The sequence below is a fragment of the Streptomonospora alba genome, from assembly GCF_000826685.1.
In the GTDB taxonomy this organism is placed as follows: Bacteria; Actinomycetota; Actinomycetes; order Streptosporangiales; family Streptosporangiaceae; genus Streptomonospora; species Streptomonospora alba.
Window position 1 is genome coordinate 15,025 of sequence record NZ_JROO01000032.1, and the last position, 23,812, is coordinate 38,836.

The 23,812-nt window shown below is 72.7% G+C and carries 20 protein-coding genes; 7 read left to right on the forward strand and 13 right to left on the reverse strand.

The genetic code is table 11. From position 1 onward, the window contains the following. Positions 1-274: 274 nt before the first annotated feature. The 7 genes from LP52_RS16750 to LP52_RS16780 form a co-directional block, all read right to left on the reverse strand. The gene (locus LP52_RS16750; RefSeq protein WP_084723272.1) at positions 275-2,089 is read right to left on the reverse strand and encodes a phosphoenolpyruvate carboxykinase (GTP); all 1,815 of its coding nucleotides are present in this window, start codon (positions 2,087-2,089) and stop codon (positions 275-277) included. A gap of 602 nt (positions 2,090-2,691) precedes the next feature. Continuing rightward, on the reverse strand, positions 2,692-3,237 hold the full coding sequence (locus LP52_RS16755) for a COG4315 family predicted lipoprotein (RefSeq protein WP_157036360.1): 546 nt from the start codon (positions 3,235-3,237) through the stop codon (positions 2,692-2,694). Between the two features lie 330 nt (positions 3,238-3,567). Continuing rightward, complete coding sequence (locus tag LP52_RS16760) at positions 3,568-4,794, reverse strand: acyl-CoA dehydrogenase family protein (RefSeq protein ID WP_040274844.1); 1,227 nt, start codon at positions 4,792-4,794, stop codon at positions 3,568-3,570. Positions 4,795-4,805: 11 nt separating this feature from the next. Further along, positions 4,806-5,609 (reverse strand): SDR family oxidoreductase, encoded by an 804-nt coding sequence (locus tag LP52_RS16765; protein WP_040274846.1) that lies wholly within the window; start codon positions 5,607-5,609, stop codon positions 4,806-4,808. 140 nt (positions 5,610-5,749) lie between these two features. Beyond that, positions 5,750-6,733 (reverse strand): NADPH:quinone oxidoreductase family protein, encoded by a 984-nt coding sequence (locus LP52_RS16770; protein WP_040274848.1) that lies wholly within the window; start codon positions 6,731-6,733, stop codon positions 5,750-5,752. A 194-nt stretch (positions 6,734-6,927) separates the two neighbouring features. Continuing rightward, on the reverse strand, positions 6,928-7,836 hold the full coding sequence (locus LP52_RS16775) for a universal stress protein (RefSeq protein ID WP_040274849.1): 909 nt from the start codon (positions 7,834-7,836) through the stop codon (positions 6,928-6,930). A 220-nt stretch (positions 7,837-8,056) separates the two neighbouring features. Next, entirely contained in the window at positions 8,057-9,712 is a 1,656-nt protein-coding gene (locus LP52_RS16780) for a glycine/sarcosine N-methyltransferase (RefSeq protein WP_052809947.1), read from the reverse strand. A gap of 917 nt (positions 9,713-10,629) precedes the next feature. Here LP52_RS16780 and LP52_RS16785 point away from each other — a divergent pair. Then, complete coding sequence (locus LP52_RS16785; protein WP_040274853.1) at positions 10,630-11,229, forward strand: DUF6069 family protein; 600 nt, start codon at positions 10,630-10,632, stop codon at positions 11,227-11,229. A 123-nt stretch (positions 11,230-11,352) separates the two neighbouring features. On the opposite strand, the gene paaC is transcribed toward LP52_RS16785, so the two are convergent. Then, positions 11,353-12,168, reverse strand: coding sequence for a 1,2-phenylacetyl-CoA epoxidase subunit PaaC (paaC, locus tag LP52_RS16790; protein WP_040274854.1), 816 nt, complete (start codon positions 12,166-12,168; stop codon positions 11,353-11,355). 776 nt (positions 12,169-12,944) lie between these two features. On the opposite strand from paaC, the gene LP52_RS16795 reads away from it, so the two are divergent. Continuing rightward, positions 12,945-13,310, forward strand: coding sequence for an STAS domain-containing protein (locus LP52_RS16795; RefSeq protein ID WP_040274856.1), 366 nt, complete (start codon positions 12,945-12,947; stop codon positions 13,308-13,310). 84 nt (positions 13,311-13,394) lie between these two features. On the opposite strand, the gene LP52_RS16800 is transcribed toward LP52_RS16795, so the two are convergent. From LP52_RS16800 to LP52_RS16815, 4 genes are all read right to left on the reverse strand, one after another. Further along, entirely contained in the window at positions 13,395-14,105 is a 711-nt protein-coding gene (locus tag LP52_RS16800; protein ID WP_040274857.1) for a M50 family metallopeptidase, read from the reverse strand. A gap of 137 nt (positions 14,106-14,242) precedes the next feature. Then, positions 14,243-15,220 carry a DUF4097 family beta strand repeat-containing protein gene (locus LP52_RS16805; RefSeq protein WP_040274858.1) on the reverse strand — a complete coding sequence of 326 codons (978 nt, stop codon included), beginning with the start codon at positions 15,218-15,220 and terminating at the stop codon, positions 14,243-14,245. A 70-nt stretch (positions 15,221-15,290) separates the two neighbouring features. Continuing rightward, the gene (locus LP52_RS16810; protein ID WP_040275055.1) at positions 15,291-15,959 is read right to left on the reverse strand and encodes a response regulator transcription factor; all 669 of its coding nucleotides are present in this window, start codon (positions 15,957-15,959) and stop codon (positions 15,291-15,293) included. A 2-nt stretch (positions 15,960-15,961) separates the two neighbouring features. Continuing rightward, the gene (locus tag LP52_RS16815; RefSeq protein WP_040275057.1) at positions 15,962-17,335 is read right to left on the reverse strand and encodes a sensor histidine kinase; all 1,374 of its coding nucleotides are present in this window, start codon (positions 17,333-17,335) and stop codon (positions 15,962-15,964) included. A 237-nt stretch (positions 17,336-17,572) separates the two neighbouring features. Here LP52_RS16815 and LP52_RS16820 point away from each other — a divergent pair, with 237 nt between their 5' ends. From LP52_RS16820 to LP52_RS16840, 5 genes are all read left to right on the forward strand, one after another. Continuing rightward, entirely contained in the window at positions 17,573-17,983 is a 411-nt protein-coding gene (locus LP52_RS16820) for a TOBE domain-containing protein (protein WP_040274860.1), read from the forward strand. Next, positions 17,976-18,752: a molybdate ABC transporter substrate-binding protein gene (modA, locus tag LP52_RS16825; protein WP_040274861.1), complete on the forward strand. Its 777-nt coding sequence runs from the start codon at positions 17,976-17,978 to the stop codon at positions 18,750-18,752. The genes LP52_RS16820 and modA overlap by 8 nt, the downstream gene beginning before the upstream one ends. Next, positions 18,727-19,560: an ABC transporter permease gene (locus tag LP52_RS16830; RefSeq protein ID WP_052809948.1), complete on the forward strand. Its 834-nt coding sequence runs from the start codon at positions 18,727-18,729 to the stop codon at positions 19,558-19,560. Before modA ends, LP52_RS16830 begins: the two co-directional genes overlap by 26 nt. Beyond that, complete coding sequence (locus LP52_RS16835; RefSeq protein WP_040274863.1) at positions 19,557-20,651, forward strand: ABC transporter ATP-binding protein; 1,095 nt, start codon at positions 19,557-19,559, stop codon at positions 20,649-20,651. The genes LP52_RS16830 and LP52_RS16835 overlap by 4 nt, the downstream gene beginning before the upstream one ends. A 217-nt stretch (positions 20,652-20,868) precedes the next feature. Then, positions 20,869-21,246, forward strand: a complete 378-nt coding sequence (locus LP52_RS16840; protein WP_157036361.1) for a hypothetical protein — start codon at positions 20,869-20,871, stop codon at positions 21,244-21,246. An 81-nt stretch (positions 21,247-21,327) separates the two neighbouring features. Here LP52_RS16840 and LP52_RS16845 read toward each other — a convergent pair whose 3' ends face one another. Beyond that, positions 21,328-23,514: a PrsW family glutamic-type intramembrane protease gene (locus tag LP52_RS16845; RefSeq protein ID WP_040274866.1), complete on the reverse strand. Its 2,187-nt coding sequence runs from the start codon at positions 23,512-23,514 to the stop codon at positions 21,328-21,330. Between the last annotated feature and the right edge of the window lie 298 nt (positions 23,515-23,812).

The window sequence follows — 23,812 nt, forward strand, 5'->3', positions numbered from 1 at the left end:
GGGCACCGTCCCGGCGTCGTCGGCCGCCGGTGGTATCACGGTGTGCGGTGCGGCGGTGCCCAAGGCGGCCGGAAGGTCCCGCGAGCGCCGGGCCGCCCGCGCACAGCGCGGCGGATCGGACGCGCCGCCGCATCCTCGATCCGTCGGTCCCGCCGCCGGCACGGCCCCACCCCTGGTGCGCCGCCGGTGCGGCGGCGCGGGGGCCGTGCTCGGCGCGGCGCCGGGTCCGCCGCCTCCGTCGCCACGCGGGGCGGGCGGACCCGGCTCCCCAGGATCAGCCCAGCCGGTTCAGCAGGGCGTTGTACTCGTCCCACAGCTCATCGGGCAGCTGGTCGCCGAAGACCTTGAAGAACTCCGGGATCAGCGAGGCCTCCTCGCGCCAGGTGTCGGGGTCGACCGAGAGCAGGTACTCCAGGTCCGCGCGCGAGATGTCGAGCCCGCTGGTGTCCAGCGACTCGGGCGTGGGCACGTTGCCGATCGGCGTGGTCCGCGCCTCGGCCGTGCCGTTGAGGCGCTCGACGATCCATTTCAGCACCCGGCCGTTCTCCCCGAAGCCCGGCCAGACGATGCGCCCGTCGTCGTCCTTGCGGAACCAGTTGACGTAGAAGATCCGCGGCAGCTTCTCCGGGTCGGTCGCCCGGCCGACCTCCAGCCAGTGGCCGAAGTAGTCGCCCATGTTGTAACCGCAGAAGGGCAGCATGGCGAAGGGGTCGCGGCGCAGCTCGCCGACCGTGCCCTCGGCCGCCGCCGTCTTCTCCGAGGCGACGTTGGCGCCCAGGAACACACCGTGCTGCCAGTCGAAGGACTCGTTGGCCAGCGGCACCGCGGTGGCCCGGCGCCCGCCGAACAGGATCGCCGAGATCGGCACGCCGGCGGGGTCCTCCCACTCCGGCGCGATCGTCGGCGCCTGGCTGGCCGGGGTGGTGAAGCGCGCGTTGGGGTGGGCGGCGGGCTCGTCGGAGTCCGGCGTCCAGTCGCGGCCCTTCCAGTCGACCAGGTGCGCCGGAGGCTCCTCGGTGAGCCCCTCCCACCAGACGTCGCCGTCGTCGGTCAGGGCCACGTTGGTGAAGATGCTGTTGCCCCACAGCGCCTCGACGGCGTTGCGGTTGGTCGACTCCCCGGTCCCCGGCGCGACGCCGAAGAACCCGGCCTCGGGGTTGATCGCCCGCAGCCGGCCCTCGTCGTCGTAGCGCATCCAGGCGATGTCGTCGCCGACCGTCTCGACCTTCCAGCCGGGGATCGTCGGCGAGAGCATCGCGAGGTTCGTCTTGCCGCACGCGCTGGGGAAGGCGGCGGCGACGTAGCGGGGCTCACCCTGGGGCGGAGTGACCTTGAGGATGAGCATGTGCTCGGCGAGCCAGCCCTCGTCGCGCGCCATCACCGAGGCGATGCGCAGCGCGTAGCACTTCTTGCCCAGCAGCGCGTTGCCGCCGTAGCCGGAGCCGAACGACCAGATCTCACGCGTCTCCGGGAAGTGCGAGATGTACTTGGTGCTGTTGCACGGCCAGGGGACGTCCTGCTGGCCGGGCTCCAGCGGGGCGCCGACCGAGTGCACGGCCTTCACGAACGAGCCGCGCTCCTCGATCCGCCGCAGGGCCTGCTCGCCCATGCGGGCCATGATCCGCATGGAGACGACAACGTAGGGCGAGTCGGTGATCTCCACGCCCAACTGGGAGATGTTGCCGCCCAGCGGGCCCATGGAGAACGGGACGACGTACATGGTGCGGCCGCGCATGCAGCCGTCGAAGACGTCGGCGAAGGTCGCCCGCATCTCGGCGGGGTCGACCCAGTTGTTGGTGGGACCGGCGTCCTGCTCGCGCTCGGAGCAGATGAACGTGCGGTCCTCCACCCGCGCGACGTCGCTGGGGTCCGACCGGCAGTAGAAGCTGTTGGGCCTCAGTTCGGGATTGAGGCGGACGAACGTGCCCTGTTCGACCAATAGACCGGTGAGTCGCTCCCACTCGGCCTCCGAGCCATCGCACCACACGACCTCGTCCGGCCGTGTCAGGTCCGCTACCTCGCGAACCCAGTCGGTCAGTTCCTTGTGGTCCGTGGGGGCCACATCCAGGCCCGTCACTTGTTGCGACACAGCGGCTCCTTCGTCAACGTCAGGTCCGCATCATCGTCGACGCCGCGGCGATCAGGCCAGTTGGCCTAGACAGCTGGTGTAGACCAATGGTCTAGAATGACGCGATTTTCCTGCCCAGCCCTGGAATCGGCCGCACCGGAGAACCCGCACCGCGGGTGGACCACCGCCGAGCGCGCCGCCGGGGCCGGACGGCGCCGCGCGGGGGCGCCGGCGCGCGGCCGCGACCGCCGGGACGCGGCGCCGGTGGACCGTGCCACGGCACGCGGCGACGGGCACGCATCCTCGTTTTCGCAGGTAACAGAAATGAAACGAGAGTGCTCGGCCGTGGCGGAGGCGCAGCGGCGACCGTCGGACCAGGACTCCGGAAAGCGGTTGCTCACGGTCCCGAGCCCGCCCGCCGCACCCGATCCGCCGCAGCACCTTCAGTCGACATGATTCCCATCACATCCCAGTGGCGTACCGGCTCGGCGGTGCGGCTGGCGCGCGACGGCTCCGGTGGGGGCGGCTCCCGCGCGACGGTGCGGCGTGCACGCCTCGGCTGGAGGGGCACCACCGGAGGCGGCCTCGGGCGGTTCCCGGAGGGCGCTTCTCCGCCCCTCCGATCAGTCGCCGGGCAGGCCTCCCGTGCCCTCCTCCTCGCCGTGGGGCAGGTTATCGGCGCGGGCTCCGGAGGGCCGCACGGCGAACCAGGTGCCGTCGGCGCCCTGGCCGTTGACGTCGCCCGGGTCGACGTCGCCGGAGAACCGGTACAGCGGCCGGCCCGACAGCGTGATCTGTGTACCGCCCTCGGTGCGCTCCATGCGGTCCACCAGGCTCTTGTCGACGCCCTTGGTGGAGACCCGCCCTTGGACGAGCGCCGGCGGCCACTGCTCGGCGCACTCGCCGGTGCAGGCGGAGTAGGAGGGGTCGGCTCCGTCGCCGGCGTAGGTGTAGAGCGTGTAGCCGTCGGAGTCGGTGACGACCTTCCCGGCCGCGGTGTCGTCGGCGACGCCGAGCGTGGCCGCGACCTTGTTCGAGGCGCCCTCGCCCGGAAGGTCCGGGGCATCGCTGGAGCGGCCCTCGGCGGGGTCCCCGCTGCACCCCGAGGCCGCCAGCAGCGCGGTGGCGCCCGCGGCCAGGTACAGCCGCATCGTGCTGGGTCTCCTCACGCCTCACAACCCCTTCCGTCGCCCCGCCGGCGTCTGCGGATCGCGGGCCGGATCCGCTTCGGGGACAGTCCGGTCCGTGGACGGCCTGCCCGCGCCACCGAACGTATCGGCGCCGGCGCGCTCCGAAAGCGACTTCGCCGAAGTATTGCGAGATTTGAAGGGGATTTCGCACTGCGGCCCGCCACACGGCGGCCCGGCCGCCGCCCGCAGCGGAAGCGGCGGCACGCCGACCGTTTCCGCAGGCAGAGGACGTGCCGCGCCAGTGGCCGACGGCGCGACCCGACACCTCTGCCCCCGCGGACCGGCGAACGTGCCGCCGCCGTGCCCTGCCTACGCCGTGCGCTCCGCCAGATAGGGCTTCAGCTCCCGGCGCGCGATGGAGCGGAAGTGCACCTCGTCGGGCCCGTCGGCCAGCCGCAGCGTGCGGTTGGCCGCCCACAGCTGCGCGAGGGGGAAGTCGTCGGAGACGCCCGCGCCGCCGTGTACCTGGATCGCGTCGTCGAGCACCTCCTGGACCATCCGCGGCACCTCGGCCTTGATCGCCGAAATCTCGGTGCGCGCGCCCTTGTTGCCGACCGTGTCCATCAGCCACGCGGTCTTGAGCACCAGCAGCCGGGCCTGCTCGATGCGCACCCGGGCGCGTGCGATCGACTCGCGTACCACGCCCTGCTCTGCCAGCGGCTTGCCGAAGGCGACCCGCTCGGCGGCGCGGGTGCACATGAGCTCCAGCGCGCGCTCCGCCACACCGATGGAGCGCATGCAGTGGTGGATGCGCCCCGGGCCCAGCCGCTCCTGCGCGATGCGGAAGCCCTCTCCCTCTCCGAGCAGGATGCTGCTCTTGGGTACGCGCACGTCGGTGAAGACGACCTCGGCGTGGCCGCCCTTGGTGCCGTCGGTGTAGCCGAAGACGGGAAGCCCGCGCCCGACCTCCACGCCCGGGGTGTCCTTGGGCACCAGCACCATGCTCTGCCTGCGGTAGGGATCGGCGTCGGGGTCGGTGACGCCCATGACGATCAACAGCTCGCAGTCGGGGTTGAGCGCCCCCGAACTCCACCACTTGCGCCCGTTGAGCACGTAGTCGTCACCGTCGGCGGTGATGCTCAGCCGGATGTTGGAGGCGTCGGAGGAGGCCACCTCGGGCTCGGTCATGCAGAACGCCGAGCGGATCTCCGCGCCCAGCAGGGGGTCCAGCCACCGCTTGCGCTGCTCCTCGGTGCCGAACATGGCGAGGATCTCCATGTTGCCGGTGTCGGGGGCGGCGCAGTTGAGGGCGCTGGGCGCCAGGCCGGGCGAGCGGCCGGTCATCTCGGCCAGCGGCGCGTACTGCAGGTTGGTCAGCCCGGCGCCGTAGGAGCCGGCGGGCAGGAAGAGGTTCCACAGGCCGCGCTCGCGCGCCTGGGCCTGCAGGTCCTTGATGATCGGCGGCGTCGACCAGGGGTCGCTGCGCTCGGCGGCCTGCTGGGCGTAGACGGGCTCGGCGGGGACGATCCGCTCGTCCATGAACGCGCGCAGGCGCTCCAGGTAGCCGCGGGTGGTCTCGTCGTAAGTGAAGTCCATGCTCGCCTCTCTCAGTTGCCCGCGGCGGCGCCCGGGCGGATCTTGGCCCAGGCGCGGCGCATGCCCTCGATCCAGCGGTCGCGGTCCTTGGCGCGGCGCTGTTCGAAGTCGGCCGCCTCAGGGTGCGGGAGGACGAGGAACCGGCCGGCGTGCAGCGCGGCGACGACGGACTCGGCGACGTCCTCGGGGTCGATGTACTCGCCGCCCAGGCGTGTGGCCGAGGCGCCGCCGTCTCCTGCGGTCATGTCGGTGTTGACGCCCTGGGGGCACAGGCAGGAGACGGAGATCCCCTCGTCGGCGTGCCGGATGGCCAGCCACTCGGCCAGGGCGACGGCGCCGTGCTTGGTGGCCGAGTAGGGCGCGGAGTCGAGCTGGGTGAGCAGGCCGGCGGCCGACGCGGTCACGACGAGGTGGCCGCCGCCGCGTTCGGCCATGCGGGGGAACAGCGCGCGAGCGGCGTAGACGTGCGCCATCACGTGCACCCGCCAGGAGACCTCCCACGAGGCGTCGTCACCCAATCCGTCCCCCGTCGCGATCCCGGCGTTGGAGCACCACAGGTCGACGGGTCCGAGGTCCTGCTCGATGCGGGCGACGGTGTCGGCGACGGCGGCCTCGTCGGCGACGTCGAAGGCCATGCCGTGGGCACGCTCGCCCAGCTCCTCGGCCGCCGCGGTGACGCGGTCGGGGTCGAGGTCGGTGATCACCACCCGTGCCGCGCCCTCACGCAGCAGCCGCCGGGCGAGCGCCAGCCCGATGCCGCCGGCGGCTCCGGTGACGACCGCGGTCGTCCCGGGAATGGAGAACGGTTCGGCCATGCGGGGACTCCTTCACTGGCAGGGCGGCGTGTCGGCAGGGACGGCGGGCCGGGGCCGCCGCGCCGGCCGGCGCCCGTCGGGCACGCGGGGACCGCATCCGCGCGCTCGCAGGAGCGGTGGATACGGCCCCGCGAACGGGATCAGGGGGTGAAGACCAGTCGGCCGACGGTGTCGCCGTCGGCCAGGCGCTGCACTCCCTCGGCCAGCTCCGAGGCACCGAGGCGCTCGCTGACCAGCGGTTTCACCAGCCCGCGACCGGCGAGCTCGGTGAGCCGCTCGTGGGCCTCGGGGATGGTCTCGGGCGCGCGCTGGCGGTAGAGCCCCCAGTGCAGGCCGAGGATCGAGTAGTTCTTGATCAGCGCGTGGTTGAGCCCGGGGGTGGGGATCGTGCCGCTGGCGAACCCGATGACGACGATGCGGCCCTCGAAGGCGATGCACTTGGTGGAGCGCTGGTAGGAGTCGCCGCCGACCGGGTCGAAGACCACGTCGGCGCCGCGGCCCTCGGTGAGGTCCTTGACCACGGAGACGAAGTCCTCGCTGCGGCGGTCGACGACCACGTCGGCGCCCAGGGCGGCGGCCGTCTTGGCCTTCTCGGGGCCGCCGACGACCCCGACGACGCGGGCGCCCGCTGCCTTGGCGAGCTGCACGGCGGCGCTGCCGACCCCGCCGGCCGCGGCGTGCACCAGCACGGTCTCGCCTTCGCGCAGATGCGCACGGCGGTGCAGGGCGAACCAGCCGGTCTGGTATCCGATGAACAGCGACGAGGCCTCATCGTCGGTGAGGGCCTCGGGCGCCGGGAAGACGGCTTCGGCGCTCATCAGCGCGTAGTCGGCGAAGGCACCGGAGGGCAGGTCGGCGCCGCCGATGACGCGTGCGCCCACGTCGAGGCCGGTGACACCCTCCCCCAGCTCGGCGACGTCACCGCACAGCTCGACGCCGGGGATGAAGGGAAGCGGCGGCTTGGTCTGGTACATACCCCGGCACAGCAGTGCGTCGGGGAAGTTCACCGCGGCGGCGCGGACCCGTACCAGCACCTGACCGGGCCCCGGACGCGGGTCCTCGACCTCTTCCAGACGCAGGACGTCGGTGGGCTCACCGGTCTCGTGCACCCGCAACGCTTTCACTGGCCGCCTCCGCAGACTCGGGATACCAACTGGTCGGTCCGTCCGAGTCAACCGCGACGCGCGCCCGCCCGTCAAGTGCGACCGAGACACCCGTCCCCCGAGCCGGCCGACACCGGCCTCCGTCGGATGCGGGCATGCTGCGCCTACTGCGCACGCTTTGGCCTCGTCGTCCGCGCGCCGCGGCGCGGACAGTGTCAGCGCACCACGGCCACCGGCCCGTGGGCGCCGTGCAGCACCGACTGGCTGACCGAGCCCAGCAGCAGGCCGCCGAACCCGCCACGGCCGCGCGAGCCCACGACGATCAGGTCGGCGGGCGTGGCCTCGTCCAGGAGGGCCACCACAGGGTGGGCGCGCACGGTGCGCAGGTCCACGGAAACGCCGGGGTAGTCCGCGCGCATCTCGTCGAGCTCGGCCTCGGCGGTGCGCCGGGCCGACGCCTCGACGGCGTCGTCGTCGAAGGCCTCCGGCGGCACCGGCCCCATCGCCGAGACGAAGGCCGCCATGGGCTGCCAGGCGCACACGGCCACCAGCTCGCTCTCGGTCCACCTGGCCTGCGCGAAGGCGAACGCCACAGCACGCCGGCTGGACTCCGATCCGTCCACGCCGGCGACGACGCGGCCCTTGGTTCTGTGCGCGGTCTCGTGCTTCTTCGGCAGCACGACGACAGGTACCGGAGCGTGCGCGGCGAGCTCGACGCCCACCGAGCCCACAAACGCCGAGGCCAGTCCGCCCAGCCCGCGCGAACCCACCACCACGGCCGCGGTGTCGGGCAGTTCGGCCTCTTCGAGCAACGCGTCGGCGGCGCGCGCGGTGGGCATGCGGGTGCGCACGTCGAGCTCGGGGAACAGCCGCTGGATCCACTCGCGTGCGTAGTCCACCAGCGCCTGGGCGTCGCGCAGCCGGTCGGAGGTCTCCTGCTCGCCGCCGCGCGGCACGATCTCGCGGAAGGCGCCCGCGGCGTCGGGCGGGCCCACCGCCGTGAGGACGGTCAGGCCGCGGCCGCGCTGCGCCGCCTGGTTGGCCGACCACTCCAGCGCGTAGCGGCTGGAGTCGGAGCCGTCGACACCCACGACGATCCAGCGCTTCTCCGGCGTGCCGTTCATGTCGCGCTCCCTCTCTACCGGAGCGGTGCCCCCGCCGAAACGGGCGCGGCCGGGGCTTTCGCCCCGGTGATACCCCGAGCCGGCGGCGAGGCAACCGCCCCCGGATCGCAGCGGTGCTCCGCCTGCCGTCTACCCGGGGGCGGCGGAGGCGACACCCGGCCGAGACACCAGCGGCCCCGCGGAAGGGCCGCGGGGCCGCTGGTGAGTCGCCAGAGGGGAATCAGGCGCGGTAGTGCGAAATGCCCCAGGCGAGGGATCCCGACTTGCCGCCGTTCACCCAGTTGCGCAGCCCGGTCTTCATGTGCTCCAGGTACGCGTCGCTGATCTTGCCCTTCAGCTCCGGTTCCCGGCGCTCGGTTTCGGCGAGCACACGACCGTAGTGGTTGGGCAGCTGCGAGGTGAGGTCGTCGAACTCCGCCTTCGTCATGCCCAGACGCGCGGTCTCGCGGTCGTAGAACCCGGGGGTGCCCATGGTGTCCAGGTGCAGCCGCTGCAGGATCGGCTTGAGCGCCTGGCGGTCCGCGTCGTCCGTGGCCATCGGGTCGGTGAACACGAAGTCGCCGCCGCGGCGGATGACCCGAGCGACCTCCTCGATGACGCGGATGCGGTCGCCGCTGTGCAGGAAGGCGTCCTGCGACCACACGAGGTCGAACCCGTTGTCCTGGACCGGGATGTCCTCGAAGGAGCCGTCGATCACGTGGATGAGGTGGTCGAGACCCTCGGCGCGGTTCTTCTCCCGGTTGCGCTCGTTCTCGACCTCGCTGAGGTTGAGGCAGGTGACGTGGCAGCCGTAGGTACGGGCGAGCCACCGAGCCGAGCCGCCGTAGCCGGCGCCGATGTCGATGACCTTGGTGTCGGGGGTGATCCGCACCTTCTCGGCCATGCGCTCGACGGTGCGCACGCTGGCCTCGCCGATGTCGTCGTTCTCGGACTGGTAGAGGCCGACGTGGATGTCGGTTCCGCCCCAGATCGTGTGGTAGAAGGTGTCGGCGTCAGAGGAGTTGTAGTACTCCCGCGCCGTCTGCACCGCCGACGAGTACGCCTCGGTCAGCTCGTCGTCGCTGCGGTAGCCCTTCTCCGCGATGTGGATGAAGAAGTCCGGCTCGTCGGCCTGGTAGGTCTCCTGGAAGTCGCCGTAGGTGTCGACCCGCTGGAAGCCCACCTCGCGCATCAGCCGCCGCACGTAGTTCTTACGCAGCGGGAACATGTTCAAGTAGTACTGCGACTGGTCGTTGAAGGTGTAGCGGAAGCGCGCCAGGCCTTCGTCGACGTGGTCCGGCTCGGCCGAGACCTCCTCGCCGCAGTAGTAGTAGGTGTGGCTGTTCCCGTACTGGCCGTCGAGCAGGGCGTCGTAGTTGCGCTGATCCAGGATGAGCACACCGTCGTGCTTGAGCATCGCGTAGAACTCAGCCAGCGCCTTGCGGCGGTCGCGCTCCGAGAACAGGTGGGTGAACGAGTTGCCCAGGCAGATGATGGCGTCGTAGGTCCCGTGAACGTCCCGGTTCAGGTAGCGCCAGTCGGCCTGGACGACACGCAGGATGTGCCCACCGTAGCCCTGGCCGTTGGAGAAGGCCTTGGCCAGCATCTCCGCACTGCCGTCGGCGCTGACGGTCTCGAACCCCTCTTCGAGGAGGCGGACGGAGTGGAAGCCGGTACCGGTCGCAACGTCGAGGACCTTCTCGACACCGCGGTCCTTGAGCTGCTGCACGAAGAAGTCGCCCTCACTTGCCCAGCGCTTCTTCCAGTCGATCAGCTCGTCCCACTTGTCGACGAACCCCGTCACGTACTCGTCTTTGTAGTGATCGGTGTCGCGAACGGCCAGCGGGTCGTCACCAAAATCTTGCTGATCCTGTCCCTTAATTGTTCGACTCCTCACACTCGAAAAACCCTCTCACCAGACACACACGACGCCGAGGGTCAAACTTCGCGCATATACATTGAAAGCCATGACCCCCACCTTAGTTCAAGTGGCGAGAGCCATTGATAGGGCGTTCATGCAGGTCAGGAGCGAAAAATTCACCCCGGGTCATCAATGCGACACAGGGTCCCCACCGCCTGTGAGCAGGCTTGTGAGCTCCTTTCGAGCCCCTGGCGAACCGCACTACGCAACACATTGCGCAGGACGCACCGCGAATTCTGAAACGGCAACCTGAAAACAATGGAGAATTCTCGGTAGTCTATAATGCGTTCTCCATGTTTCGGATCCGCGCACCCTCGGCGACCGACGCGGCCCCTCGGCGGGCCCCCGCAGAGGGGTACCGCGCCCCTTCGCGGCGGCGCCGAAAAGCCGCCCCGACCGGCTTTTGCGCTGGTCTGCGGGGTGCGGACAGCGCCGACCGGACACCCCGAACAGCCGCCTTCGGCACCGCGGGCCGGGCGCCGCCGTACCCTGCGCTCCTGTGTGCCATCACACGTTCGGGCACCGTTCAGCCGAGGATCCACGCTGTGATTTCTGTCACATTTGTTTCCCGTTCGGCGTGGCGCGCGGGCGCGAAGCGCGGGAGCGGCGGCCTGCGACGCGACGTGTTCGTCCTCCACTACCCGCCACCCGCACACCCGTACCGCGGCATCCGGGGCCGGCTCGGGCCTTCGCTTCCGGCCACGCGCACTGGCGGCCGAGCCGATCCACGGGTCCACCGCCGAGGCGGCCGGAGCAAGCGCCTCGGCCCCGGCTCTCGGCACGGTCCATCCTCGGAACGACGGCGCCTGCGTGCGCACCCGCCGTGGTTTTCGCAGGTTGAGGCCGGGTAGGGGGGCAGCAACCGTGTTCGGGCCGTATCGGGGGGAAACGGCATGAGCGAATATGGCAGCGAACGGCGTGTGAACGCCGTCAGGCTATGGTCCGGCGGACTCGCCACCGCCGTCGTCGCGGCCCTGATCGCCCTGGTCGGCACGCTTGTGGTGCGGGGCGTGCTGGGCATACCGATCCTCGCTCCGGAGGAGGCCGGCTACATCGGCGGCGCCGGAACCGCCGCCTATGCGGTCACGGCCGGCATCGCCGCGCTGGTGGCCACCGCTCTACTGCACCTGCTGCTGGTCAGCGCACCGCGCGCCACGACGTTCTTCGGGTGGATCGTGGGTCTGGCCACGGTGGTGGCGGCCGTGAGCCCGTTCGCCCAGCAGGCCGCGCTGCCCAGCCAGCTCGCCACCGCCGCCATCAACGCCGTCACCGGAATCGCGATCGTCTCGCTGCTGATCAGCGTGGGCGCCACAGCCGTACGGCGCCGCAGGCGCGAGCGGATCGACCAGGACGCGTCCGAGGGCTCCGAGTACGACGACTCCGGCTATTCCAGCGGTTTCCGCGACGCCCTGAACGAGCCGCCGACGCGCCGCTCCAGCGGGCGGCACCGCGCCGACGATCCAGACCGCAGCACACGCCTGCCACGCGAGTGAAGGCCCTCCCGAAGCCATCGGGCCGCCTGTGAGCCGACGGAGCCCGGTCCCCTCGGGGGCCGGGCTCCGTCGCCGTTGCGGAGGAGGATCTCTGCGCCGCGCGCGATGCGGCTCGCGCGCGGCTCAGCCGGGCGCGCGGTCGCGGCGTATGTCGGCGAGGGTGCGGTCGAAGGGCTCGGGGTGCACACCGGCGCGGCCGCACATCGCCGCCGATTCCGCCACGGGCACCGGTCCGGGCCTCGACAGCCGCGCTTCGCGCAGCGCCCCGTCGACGACGGCCTCCCATGCGGGCCGGAGCCGCGCGGGATCGACGCCGAATCCGGTCTCGGCGGCGGTGCGGGCGATCTCGTCGGAGAGGAACAGTTCACCGGTGCACGGCCACGCTTCCTCCAGTGCGTCGCCGAGCCGCCGGCGATCGTCGTCGCCGGCTCCCAGGCGCAGGGCCCACCGCACCGCGTGGTCGCGGTGGAAGGGCAGCTCGCGCACCGCGGTGCGGGCGATGTCGGCCAAGGTCTCGTCGGTGGAGGCGGTCAGCGCGGTGTAGAGCTCCAGCGTGTAGGCCGAGAACAGCAGCTGGCGTACGACCGTGTGCGCGAGGTCGGTGTTGGGCAGCTCCACCAGTTGAAGGTTGTGGAACTGGTCGGCGCTGCGGTTGCGCACCAGGTCCTCCTCGGTGCGCAGCACACCGGTGAGCTGCTCCTCCATGCGCCCGGCATAGGCCAGCAGCGAGCGGGCCAGACGCAGCAGGCTGCGGGCGATGCGGGCCGCCTCGGCCCCGGCGTCGTGGGCGGCGGCGTCGTCCGCGGTGCCCGGCCACAGTCCGCTGCCCTCGGTCTCGGCCAGCCGGTGGCCCGCCACGAGAGCGTCGTCGCCCAGTCTCAGCACGAAGGCTGTGGCGGCGGTGTCCCCCGCGGCGGCCGCGGCACCTGTCTCATTCATCGGGATCTCCCCACGGTGACGGGTGCGCAAGGCGCAGCCGTGCGTGCGCCCGTTCCCGCAAGCGCACGGGTGCCGAGCGACGCCGCGCCACGGGGCGGCGCACGGGTTCCCCTACCGTTGAGGCGACGTGTGAAAACGTGCCCTGGGCCGTCGCCCTGCGGCGCGGCCGCGGCCCTGCCTCGCGGGGACGTACCTGCCGGCCCCCGGTGGCGGGGTGCGCGCGGGCGACCTGCGAGGCGGATGTGACGGATGCGGCGGGTGCGCGGCCGCGCGCAGCCCCGGGCCGGTATCGATGTGGCGGAAGTCGCTCCGGCGCCCCGCGGGGTTCAGCTCAGGGAAGAAGGCGCAGGTCGAGCGGTTTCGCCGCCGCACGGGACACGCATGAGCGTCACTCACGTCACGAAAAGGCCACAGCCCTGTGGTAGTGTCCCCGACGGATGCTTGATTCTAAGCATCTTAGGAATGAGGGGAAGCGGCGCACGCGCAGCGCGAGCCGCTCATCGGGCCGAGCAGGCCGGAGCCATCTGCCGCCGACCGCCTTCAGCCGTCTACGCGCCCGCAGCACTATGGCATGGCAGGCAGCGTAGATCCACGTATGCCTGACACACCGGTTGTCAGCATGGGGGTAACCGACTTTGAACAACCAGCCTCGCCCATGCGGCGCGCCGACCAACGTGCTGAACGGCTCGTTGGGGAAGAGTCCCCGCCCTGGAGGCGACGGAGCCGCCGCACCGGTCCCCAGGGCAACGGCATCGGTGCAACACCCCGGAGCGAACATGGCCGCGCTGAAGATCACCCGCCGCGACCGCGACGACGGCGTCGTCCTCGTACTCAGCGGCGAAATCGACATGGCCGCAGAGGAGCAGTTCAACCGGGCCGTGCGCGAAGCCGTCGACGCACGGCCGCAGGGCCGCCTGGTACTCGACTTCACCAAGCTGGCCTTCATCGACTCCAGCGGGCTGCGCGTACTCATCCAGGCGCACAAGGCCGCCAAGGCCGCCGGTGGCAGCCTGGCCGTCGCGTCCGTCTCCGATCGGATCGCCCGCCTCCTGCACGTGACGGCGATCGACACGCGCGTCCCCGTCTTCCCCAGCGTCGAGGCCGCGCTGGCGGCCCCGCAGGAGAGTTCGAGCGCGAGCTGAACCCGCCGCCCGGCGAAGCAAGGCGCCCCACGCCCCGCGTGCGGCGCCTTCGTCATGCCGGGGCCTCGCGCGGTGCGCCCCGGGTCAGAACATCAGCAGCCAGATGCCGGCCGCGGTCACCGCGACGTTGACCACGCCGAAGAACAGCACCCACACGATCCCCGGCAGCCCCGTCAGCCGGTGCAGCTGGTCGGCGTCGGACTGCGGCGAGGGCTGGCGGCTGCGCTGGGACTGCAGCTCGAACACCGGGCGGATGCCTGCCAGCAGCAGGAACCACGTGAAGAAGTAGGCGAACACCGCCTGCACCTGCGCCGGGGTGAACCAGGAGACGAGGAAGACCACCGCGCCGGTACCCACCACCGAGACCACGCCGTAGACGTTGCGGATCAGCAGCAGCATGGCCGCCAGCACCAGGATGCTCATCCACAGCAGCGCGGTGGTGCGGTTGCTGACCAGCAGCAGGATGGCCAGCAGGCCCACGATCGAGGGGGTGATGTAGCCGGCCGCGACGGTAAGGATCATGCCGACCCCTCGCGGCTTGCCCCGCGAGACCGTCACCCCCGAGGTGTCGGAGTGCAGGCGGATTCCGGTCAGCTGGCGGCCGCTGAGCAGCGCCGTGATCGCGTGCCCGCCCTCGTGGGCGATGGTGACGACGTTGCGGGCGATCCGCCAGGGACCGCGCGTGATCACCACGATCAGCGCCGCCACGCCGGTGGCGATGATCAGCCACGTGGGCGGCGGCGTCTGGACGGAGAAGGCCTCTTGCCAGACGTCCCCGAACGTTGTCGCTTCCATCGGCCCGCTCTCCCATCGATCGCCCTTCCGGCGCCAAACTGTAGAGCATGGCGCGGGGGCGCCCGTCCCGATGGCCGGACGCCCCCGTGGATGGGCGCGGACCGTGCGCGGTTCCGCCCGGGCGCTGCCGGGAACGGTCAGTCGTCGGCGCGTACCTCGACGGATCCGGTCGTGGTGGAGACGGCGATCTGCGGCCCGCCGCCGTCGGCGGAGGTCTCGACGTCGATGTCCCGGTCGCCGGTCGCGGAGTCGCCGGTAACGCGGTACGCGCCCTCGGGGACCTGCACCTCGACCGATCCGGTGGTGGTGTCGACGTCCAGGCGGCGGAACTCCTCCACGGCCTCGACGTCGACCGAGCCCGTGGTGGTCTCGATCCGCGCCTCGGCGAACCCGGCGTCGAGTTCGACGCCGCCGGTCGTGGTCTCGATGTCGAACCGCTCGGCCGTGAACTCGTCGAGGTCCATCCGGCCGGTGGTGGTCTCGGCGGTGACGGTGCCGCCGCTGCCCTCGGCGTCGACGGAACCGGTGTTGGTCTCGACGTCCAGGTCGCCCTCGACACCGCTCAGGTCGATGTCGCCGGTGGTGGTGGCCGCGTGGATCCCGCCGGAGAGGTTCTCGCCGCTGATCGAACCGGAGGCGCTCTCGGCGTCGACGCCGCCGGTCGTCCCCGCCAGTTCGATGTCGCCGGAGGTCGCCTCGACCGCCACCGCCGTGCCTTCGGGCACGCCGACGGAGTACTCGATCTCGCAGCCGCTGAAGAACCACGACCCGCTGCAGGAGACCTCGGCCTTGACCGTGCCGCCGTCCATGTCGAGCCGTTCGCGGGGTTCGGCGAGGGGGGTTCCGCGCAGCGTGCGCTCGACGGTGACCGCGTCGCCCTCGACGCGGTGAACCTCGACGTCGACGCCTGAACCGCTGTGGATCTCGACCTTCTTCGCTCCCGTGAAGTCGTCGCTGCGCGTGTCGCCGCCCACTTGGACGCTGCCGAAGGCGGCAAGCGCGCCGCCCAGCAGGACCGCCAGCGCCACGACGGCCCCGATGACCAGCCAGCCGGAGCGCCGGCCGCGCGGAACCTTGCTGGATGCGGCGTAGAGCCCGCGTCCGGTGAATGTCATGGTGCTTCCTTCCGGGGGATGTGCTCCCCTCTTGCTGCGGGGTTGGGCGGGACTGGTGGCCCGTGCGGGGTCAGGGTGCGGCGTCGCGGCGGTCGCCGCCGCGCAGGTACTCCAGGACCGCGCGCACCCGCCGGTGGTCGTGGTCGTCCTGGCCGAGGTCGAGCTTGGTGAAGATGGCGCGGATGTGCTTTTCCACGGCGCGTTCGGTGATGAACAGCTTGGCGGCGATCCCCGCGTTGTTGAGGCCTTCGGCCATCGCGCCGAGCACGTCGTTCTCGCGCGGGCTCAACCGTTCGGCGGCGCTGTTCTCCCGGCGGCTGAGCAGCTGGGAGACCACTTCGGGATCGATGGCCGTACCGCCGTCGGCGACACGGCGCAGCGTGCCGACGAACTCGTCGACGTCGGCCACGCGGTCCTTGAGCAGGTAGCCCACGCCGCCGGTGTCGTCGCCCAGCAGCTCGGCGGCGTAGCGGCTGACCACGTGCTGGGACAGCAGCAGCACCGCCACGCCGGGCCGCCGGCGGCGGATCTCGATCGCGGCCTGCAGACCTTCCTCGGAGAAGTCGGGCGGCATACGGATGTCGACCACGCACAGATCGAGGTCGGGGTGGGAGTCGACGGCGGCGAGCAGCTCGTCGGCGTCGCCCACGCAGGCGAGTGCCTCGATCCCGGCGTCCGCCAGGAGTTTGACCAGGCCGCTGCGCAGCAGCACGGAGTCCTCGGCGATGATGATGCGCACGATCATGCCTCCCAGGGAATGTCGGCGGTGACGGCGGTGCCCCGGCCCGGTGGGCTGTGCACCGTGAGCGTTCCGTCGACGGCGTTGACCCGGTCCCACAGGCCGTAGAGGCCGGTACCGGAATCGGGGTCGGGGTCGGGGTCGGCGCCGCCCTTGCCGTCGTCGTTGACGGTGATGCGCAGCAGGGCGCCGTCGTCGTGGGCCACGCGTTCGGCGCGGACCTCGACGCTTTCGGCTCCGGCGTGTTTGGCCACGTTGGCCAGCGCCTCGCAGACCACGTAGTAGGCGACGCCCTCGGCGCGGGCCGAGGGCCGCTCGTCCAGGTCCGCCCGCACGTGCACGGGCACCGGGCAGCGGCCGGCGGCCACCGGCAGCGCGGCCTCCAGACCGTGGTCGGTGAGGACGCGGGGGTGCAGGCCGCGGGCGACCTCGCGCAGCTCGGCCATCACCGCTTTGGCCTCGCCGCGGGCCTCGTCGATGAGGGCGCGCACCTCGTCGGGCTCGGACGCGCGCGTGCGCGCCCGGCTCAGCGCCATGGTCACCAGCAGCAGCCGCTGCTGCGCACCGTCGTGCAGGTCGCGTTCGATGCGGCGGCGCTCGGCCTCGGCCGCGTCGACCATGCGCAGCCGGCTGTTCCGCACCTGGGCCAGGCGTCGGCGCATCACCATCTCGGGTGCGTCGAGCAGCAGCCGCCGGCTGACCTCGACCTCCAGGCGGACCAGCGGCGGCACCGCCCACAGCCCCACGGCCGCGCCTACCGGCCCCAGGAACACCGCCGCCAAGGGCGCCGCCACGGACTCCAGCGAGCCGCTGACCAGCGCGTATCCCAGGCCGACCAGGGATCCCAGCGCAAGGGCCGTTCCGTAGACGACCAGCCCCAGTGCGATGCCGCCCAGGACCACGCCCTGGACGCCGGTCAGCGTGGCGCAGACGACCGCGGTCCAGGCGTCGCGGCCGTAGAGGTAGTCGAGACCGAGCAGCAGCCGCAGCGTCGGGTTGCGCGGCGGAGCGGCCGACGGCTCTTCGGTGCGGGACTCGACGATGCCGAACACGTCCTCCAGGCGGTGGCGCTGGATGCGGCAGGCCAGCCGCCCGAGGAGGGTCCCGGCGGCCAGCAGCGGGACGGCGAGTGCGGCCAGGACCGGGATCGGGGGCAGGAGGCCCTCGGGCAGTCCTTCGAGGAGTCCGCTGGAGAAGCTCAGCACCAGCGCCACGGCGGGCAGGATCACCAGCAGGGCCGGGAGCAGGTAGCCGATGGACAGCGCGAAGGAGGTCAGCAGGTGGAGCAGGCCGAACAGCCTGTCCTTGACCGTCCCCGTCTCGGCGTCGCCGAGCCGGGCAGCGCCTGCCGTATCCTCGGCCGCCGCGCCCACCATCGCCACCCCTCCCCGTCCGGTGGCCCCGAAAGGTCCTCCTGTGGTGCTATCAAACTTAGGAGGCGTGGCTACCGGCGCGCCATGACGCGACCACGCCGCGGGAGGGTCGTGCTAGCCCTACCGTGTCAGCGCGGACCCCCTAGTCTCGCACTTTCGAGGGAGACAGGCGGATCGGACCCGCTTGCGCGTGCGTTATCGAACTTTCCCTGTGCATCTGCGAGGTGTAGATTCCAGGGCGTGCAGACTTTTCGGATCAGCGAGGTAGCCGGCCTGGCGGGGGTCAGCGGCGACACGGTCCGCCGCTGGATCGACTCCGGGCGGCTACCCGCCGCACGCGGCCCCCACGGGCACCGCACCGTCGACGGCGCCGACCTCGCCGCGTTCCTGCGGGCCGATGTCCCCGACGATCCGGCGCGCCAGGTGTCCTCGGCGCGCAACCGGTTCCGCGGCCTGGTGACCGCGGTCCGCCGCGACGGGGTGATGGCTCAGGTCGAGATCCAGGCCGGGCCGCACCGCGTGGTGTCGTTGATGAGCCGCGAAGCGGCCGACGAGCTGGGGTTGGACGTCGGATCGGTGGCCGCCGCGATCGTGAAGTCGACCCACGTCGTCGTCGAGAACGAGCCGGTGCGGGGACAGCGCCATGGATAGGCGCCGTGCCGCGGCCGCCGCGGCGGGACTGCTGCTGGCGGCGCTCGCCGCCTGCGCGCCGGTGGAGGAGGGCGGCGGGCCGGGCGGTGCGCAGGCGCAGCGGACCCTCACCGTGTTCGCCGCGGCGTCGCTGACCGAGGTCTTCGAGGAACTCGGGGAGCGCTTCGAGCGGGACCGCCCCGACATCCGCGTGGAGTTCAACTTCGCCGGCAGCTCGGACCTGGCCAACCAGATCGGCGAGGGCGCGCCCGCCGACGTGTTCGCCTCGGCCGACAGCCGCACCATGCGGGCGGCCGCCGACGGGGGCCGCACCGCCACGGACCCCGCGGTATTCGTCCGCAACACCCTGCGCATCGCCGTGCCCCCGGACAACCCGGCCGGCATCGAATCCCTGTCCGACCTGTCCGATCCCGGCGTCAAGGTCGCCCTGTGCGCCGAGGAGGTGCCCTGCGGAGCGGCGGCGGCCGAAGCGCTCGGGGCCGCCGGCGTGAACGTGACACCGGTCTCGCGCGAGCGCGACGTCAAGGCGGCGCTGACCAAGACCGAGCTCGGCGAGGTCGACGCCGCGCTGGTCTACCGCACCGACGTCCGCGCGAGCGGGGAGGCGGAGGGGATCGCCTTCCCCGAGGCGAAACAGGCCGCCAACGACTACAGCATCGCCGTGCTTACCGGCGCCGAGCAGACCGGGCCGGCGCGCGCGTGGATGGAGCTGGTCCTCTCCGACGAGAGCGCCGAGGTCTTCGATGACGCGGGCTTCACCGCCGTCTGAGGCGGCCGGGGGCCGCCTGCGCGTGCGCGCGGGCCGGTTCCCGTGGCTGCTCGTCGTGCCCGCCCTGATCGGGCTGGCGTTCCTCGTCCTGCCGTTCGCCGGACTGCTGGCCCGCGCGCCGTGGGCGACGCTGGGCACCAGGCTGCTGCTGCCCGAGGTGCGCGGAGCGCTGTGGCTGTCGCTGACCACCGCCACCGCCGCCACCGCGGTCGCGGTGGTGCTGGGGGTGCCGCTGGCCTGGCTGCTGGCGCGCGCCGAGTTCCCCGGCCGCCGCGTGGCGCGCGCCCTGGTGACGGTGCCGCTGGTGATCCCGCCCGTCGTCGGCGGTGTCGCGCTGCTGCTGGCACTGGGCAGGCGCGGGATCCTCGGGCGCCACCTCGACGAGTGGTTCGGCCTGACCCTGCCGTTCACTCCGGTCGCGGTGGTGATCGCGCAGGTGTTCGTGGCGATGCCGTTCCTGGTCATCAGCGTCGAAGGTGCGCTGCGGGGCGCCGACCGGCGCTACGAGGAGGCCGCCGCCACCCTCGGCGCGTCGCGGGCCGTCGTCTTCCGGCGGGTCACCCTGCCGATGGTGGGGCCCGGCGTCCTCGCGGGGGCGGTACTGGCCTGGGCGCGGGCGCTGGGCGAGTTCGGCGCCACCATCACCTTCGCCGGCAACTTCCCCGGGCGCACCCAGACCATGCCGCTGGCGATCTATCTGGCCATGCAGGAGAGCCCGGAGTCGGCGATCGTGCTCAGCCTGGTGCTGCTGGGTGTGTCGCTGTTGATCCTGGTGGCGCTGCGCGACCGGTGGGTGGGGGCGGTGTGACGGAACAGGAGACGGGTTCCACCGGCGGCGAGGACGCCGGGGCGGGACTGGACGCGCGCTTGGCGCTCGACAGGGGCGCGTTCCGGCTGGACGCGGCGCTGCGGGCGCGCCCCGGCGAGGTCGTGGCGGTGCTGGGACCCAACGGATCGGGCAAGTCGACCGCGCTGCGGGCGCTGGCCGGGCTGGAGTCGCTGGCGGCCGGGCGGATCGTGCTCGGCGGCGAGGACATCACCACCATGCCGGCCGAGCGCCGCCCCGTCGGCATGGTGTTCCAGGACTACCTGCTCTTCGGCCACCTCGACGCGCTGGACAACGTCGCCTTCGGCCCCCGCTGCCAGGGCGCCGGCCGCGCCGAGGCGCGCGCCCGCGCCGCCGAGCTGCTGGAGCGGATGGGGCTGGCCGAGTATGCGAACGCGCGCCCGGGTGCGCTCTCCGGCGGGCAGGCGCAGCGGGTCGCGCTGGCGCGCGCGCTGGCGGTGCGCCCCCGGCTGCTGCTGCTCGACGAACCGCTGGCCGCGCTGGACGTGCACGCTCGCGCGTCGGTCCGCTCCGAGCTGCGTCGCCGCCTCGCCGACCTCGATTGCGCGACGGTGCTGGTCACCCACGACCCGCTCGACGCGATGGTGCTCGCCGACCGGATCACGGTGCTCGAAGCGGGCGCAGTCGTGCAGGAGGGCCCGCCCGGTGAGGTCGCCCAGCATCCCCGCACCGCCTACGTCGCGCGGCTGGTGGGCCTCAATCTGTACCGGGGACATGCCCGCGGCACCCGCGTGGCCGTGGCGGGCGCGGCGCAGGGGGAGCACGCGGAGGTGTCGCTGTCCGAGCGCCGGGAAGGCGAGGTCTTCGTCGCGTTCCCGCCGCGCTCCGTCGCCTTGTACCGGGAGCGGCCCGACGGCACGCCGCGCAATCTGTGGCGGCTGCGCATCGACGGTGTGGAGCGGTTCGGCGACCAGGTGCGGGTTCACCTGGACGGCGACTTCCCGCTGCTGGCCGACATCACCCCCGAAGCTCTGGCCGAGCTGGAGCTGGGCGGCGGCGTCGAGGTATGGGCGGGTGTGAAGGCGACCGAGGTCCGCTGCTACCCGGCGTAGCCGATACCGCGGGGCGTCCGGCGCGACCCCACGCCGCCGCGCCCGTCCACTGCGGCACCCGCGCCGCGGACGACCACGGGAAACCGCAGGTAAAACCCCTACTCACGCCGGGCGCACCGATCGGCCCGCGCGCCCTCGCGGTACTGGAGGTGCCGTCTCACGCTCATTACAGTGAACACCGTCAGTAACCAATGAATCGCACACGAGGGGATTCTCCGTGTCCTTGAAACGCACTGTCGCCGCCGGCTCCCTGACCGCCGCCGCGGGCGCCGCCATCGCACTCTTCAGCGCCGGGGCCGCACAGGCCGACGACGCGAAGGGCTACGACGGCTACCACTCGGACGCGCACTCGGCGAGCATGCAGACCGCCGACGCCGGCCACGGCTACGACCGCCTGCTCGGGCTCCCGGGGGAGCAGGACGAGCAGGACCGGCACACTGCCGGCAAGGGCCATGACGGGTACCACGGCCACCACGGCGACCACCGGGCCGCCGACCGCGGCCACGACGACCACCACGGTCACGACGGCTACTACGGCCACCACGGCGACGACCGCGGCCACGACGAGCACAAGGGGTACGGCAAGGGAGACTGACCCGCGCGGATACGGGTTGGACGCGGTGCGTCCCGCCGCAGCACGCGGGCGGCGGGACGCCCTCCCGGTACCGATCCGGCCTCAGCGGCGGCGCAGCAGCCGATCCGACCCGCGCGGCAGCAGCAGCCCGGCCAGCCCCGCCACCGCGTAGGGCACCTGGCCCGGCGCCAGCGCACCCAGTATCCGCCCCGCCATCCGCGACGGCTCGCGCAGGAAGGCGCCCGCGTCGGGGTACTCGCGAGGCACCGACCACCCCGCCGCCGGCAGGGTGGCCAGCGCGACGCCCCAGGCCCACACCCACGGCAGCGACGAGGGCGGCAGCGCCTCGTACCATCCGGCGGCCTGGCGCAGCGCCTCGGCGGCGTAGGCGGCGTGGCCGCCGCCCGCCGGCCCCGTCCCGGCGAACCCCGCCGCGAGTACCGCGGTCACAGCCACCGCCGCCGACGCGGCGGCCGCGACGCCGAAGAAGGACGCGTCGAGCCCTTCCGCGGTCGCGCGCAGGTCCTCGCGCGCGGGGAACCGGCGCCAGGGCCGCTCCCCCGCGCGCGCCGCGCCCATCGCGTAGGCGCGCCGCTCGCGCAGGAACCGCCACGCCGCGGCGAGGACGGCGGGACCGCGCCGCGCGGCGACCAGCATCACCGCCGCTTCGTGCACGGTTTCGGACAGTGTGAGTGCGAGCCGCAGCGGTGCCCGCGCCCACAGCAGCGCCGCGCGGCGGAACAGCGGCGCGATGTCGCCGGGCACCCGCACACCCAGCCGGATCGCCCGCCCATAGGCGCGACGGCGCAACCCGCCCAGCGGAGGGCGGCCGGGCAGCGGCGGCGTCACGTCGGCGGCGCACCGGGCGGTGCGGTAGTCCAGCAGCACGGCGGCCCCCAGCAGGACCAGCAGCAGCCACCGGTCGGCCGCCCCTCCGCCGGTGAGCCCGTGCAGGACGGCAGTGGCGGGGTGGGGCTCCAGCGGGGCGCCGAGCACGGCCTCGGCGACGGCGGCGTTGAACATCGTGTGCTGCAGCACCGCCAGGGCGAAGGCGGCGAGCGGCAGCAGCCACAGCCACCTTCCGAAGAGCCGTCGGCCGACGATCGCGAGCCCCAGCGCGACCCCGACGAGGCCGGTCAGCACGCCGTGCCCGGAGAAGTGCACACCCAACTCCGGCGCGACGACCGCGCCGGGCAGGAAGGTGGCCGGAGCCGGAGGGGGCAGCGCCGCGGATCCGCCGGCGGGCAGCGCGCGCAGCAGGGTTTCGGCAGCCTGGAAACCGGCGCCTGAAGCCGCCGCGAGCAGCAGGTAGTCCACTGCCGCCAGCCGGCGGAACCGGCGCCGTGCGGGCGGCATGAGCAGCAGCAGGGGCAGAAGCTTGCCCGCCTCCTCGACCCACGCCGCGATGTAGGTGTGCGCGACCCACGGGTCCGCCCCCGACGCGGCGGTCAGCGCGTCCTCCACCGCGGCCAGCGGCCACACCAGCAGCGCGCCCAGCAGCAGGATCCGCACAAGCGTGGAGAAGGCGACCGTGCGGGAGCGCGACAGCCACGCCAGTTGCACCACCAGCCAGAGCATGCCCGCGGTCACGGGCAGCGCGGCGGCCGTCGCGGGGACGAACACGGGGGCCACGAGCAGCACGGCCACCATCGCCCACGCCCAGCCGCCCCGCAGTGCGCGCAGAGCCGCGACGCCACCGGGGGCGTTCTCGCGCATCGACCGCGCGCGCACCGACAGCCGCTCGGCCAGGTCGGGGCCCGGTCCCCGCGGGTTCCGGGCGTGCCGGGCACCGGGCTCCAGGCAGCCGTACGCCTGGGCGGCGTGCAGCAGATCCGGGTCGCGGCTCTCCCGCGCCTCGTCGGCGAACGCTGTGCGGGCCGACTCCAAGTCGGGCCCGACCAGCGGCCGCAGGAAATCCGGAGGCCCGACCGCGACGGTCAGCGTCGTGGCGGTGACGAGCACGGCCGCGGAGAAGTCCTCGACCGCCACCAGCACGTCGGTGGGTTCGTCGCCCCACGTGCGGATGACGTGCACGACGCTGCCGGCATCGGCGGCGACCTCGGTGACCGGTTCATAGGCGAACTCCGCGCGGGTACGGCATACCAGCAGCCGCTTCACGCCCAGCGCGCGCCCCGCCGCGACGACGCGCTCGATCAGCGCTGTATCCCGGGGCGCGGTGAAGGGGACGACGATCTTGGCGTCCGCCTCGATCCACCCCTGGTCGAACTCGGTCGCGTTGGCGCATAGCCGCAGCACGAGATCGCGGGTGATCATGGCCTGCTCGTCCATAAGCCCCCTACGGCGGTATCCCGGCCGGTCAGGGCGCCGGGCCCGGGTATGTCGAGAGGATCCGCCTCGGCCGCACGCGTCGGCGAAGGCGACCGCCTACGCTATCGCGGGAGCCGCACGGCCCGTACCCCCGGACCGCCGTCCTGGACGGGGATGCGGGTGTGAAGGCCGGGACGGGCGAGTCCGGTGACCGGTACCGGCCGCGGAAGGGGGAGCCCGGTACGGCGCGCGTCTCCCGCCGCCCGCCGGTCCGGTCCCCGCGGTCGGGTCGGCGCCCGGAGCCGCGTCCCGAACGCCC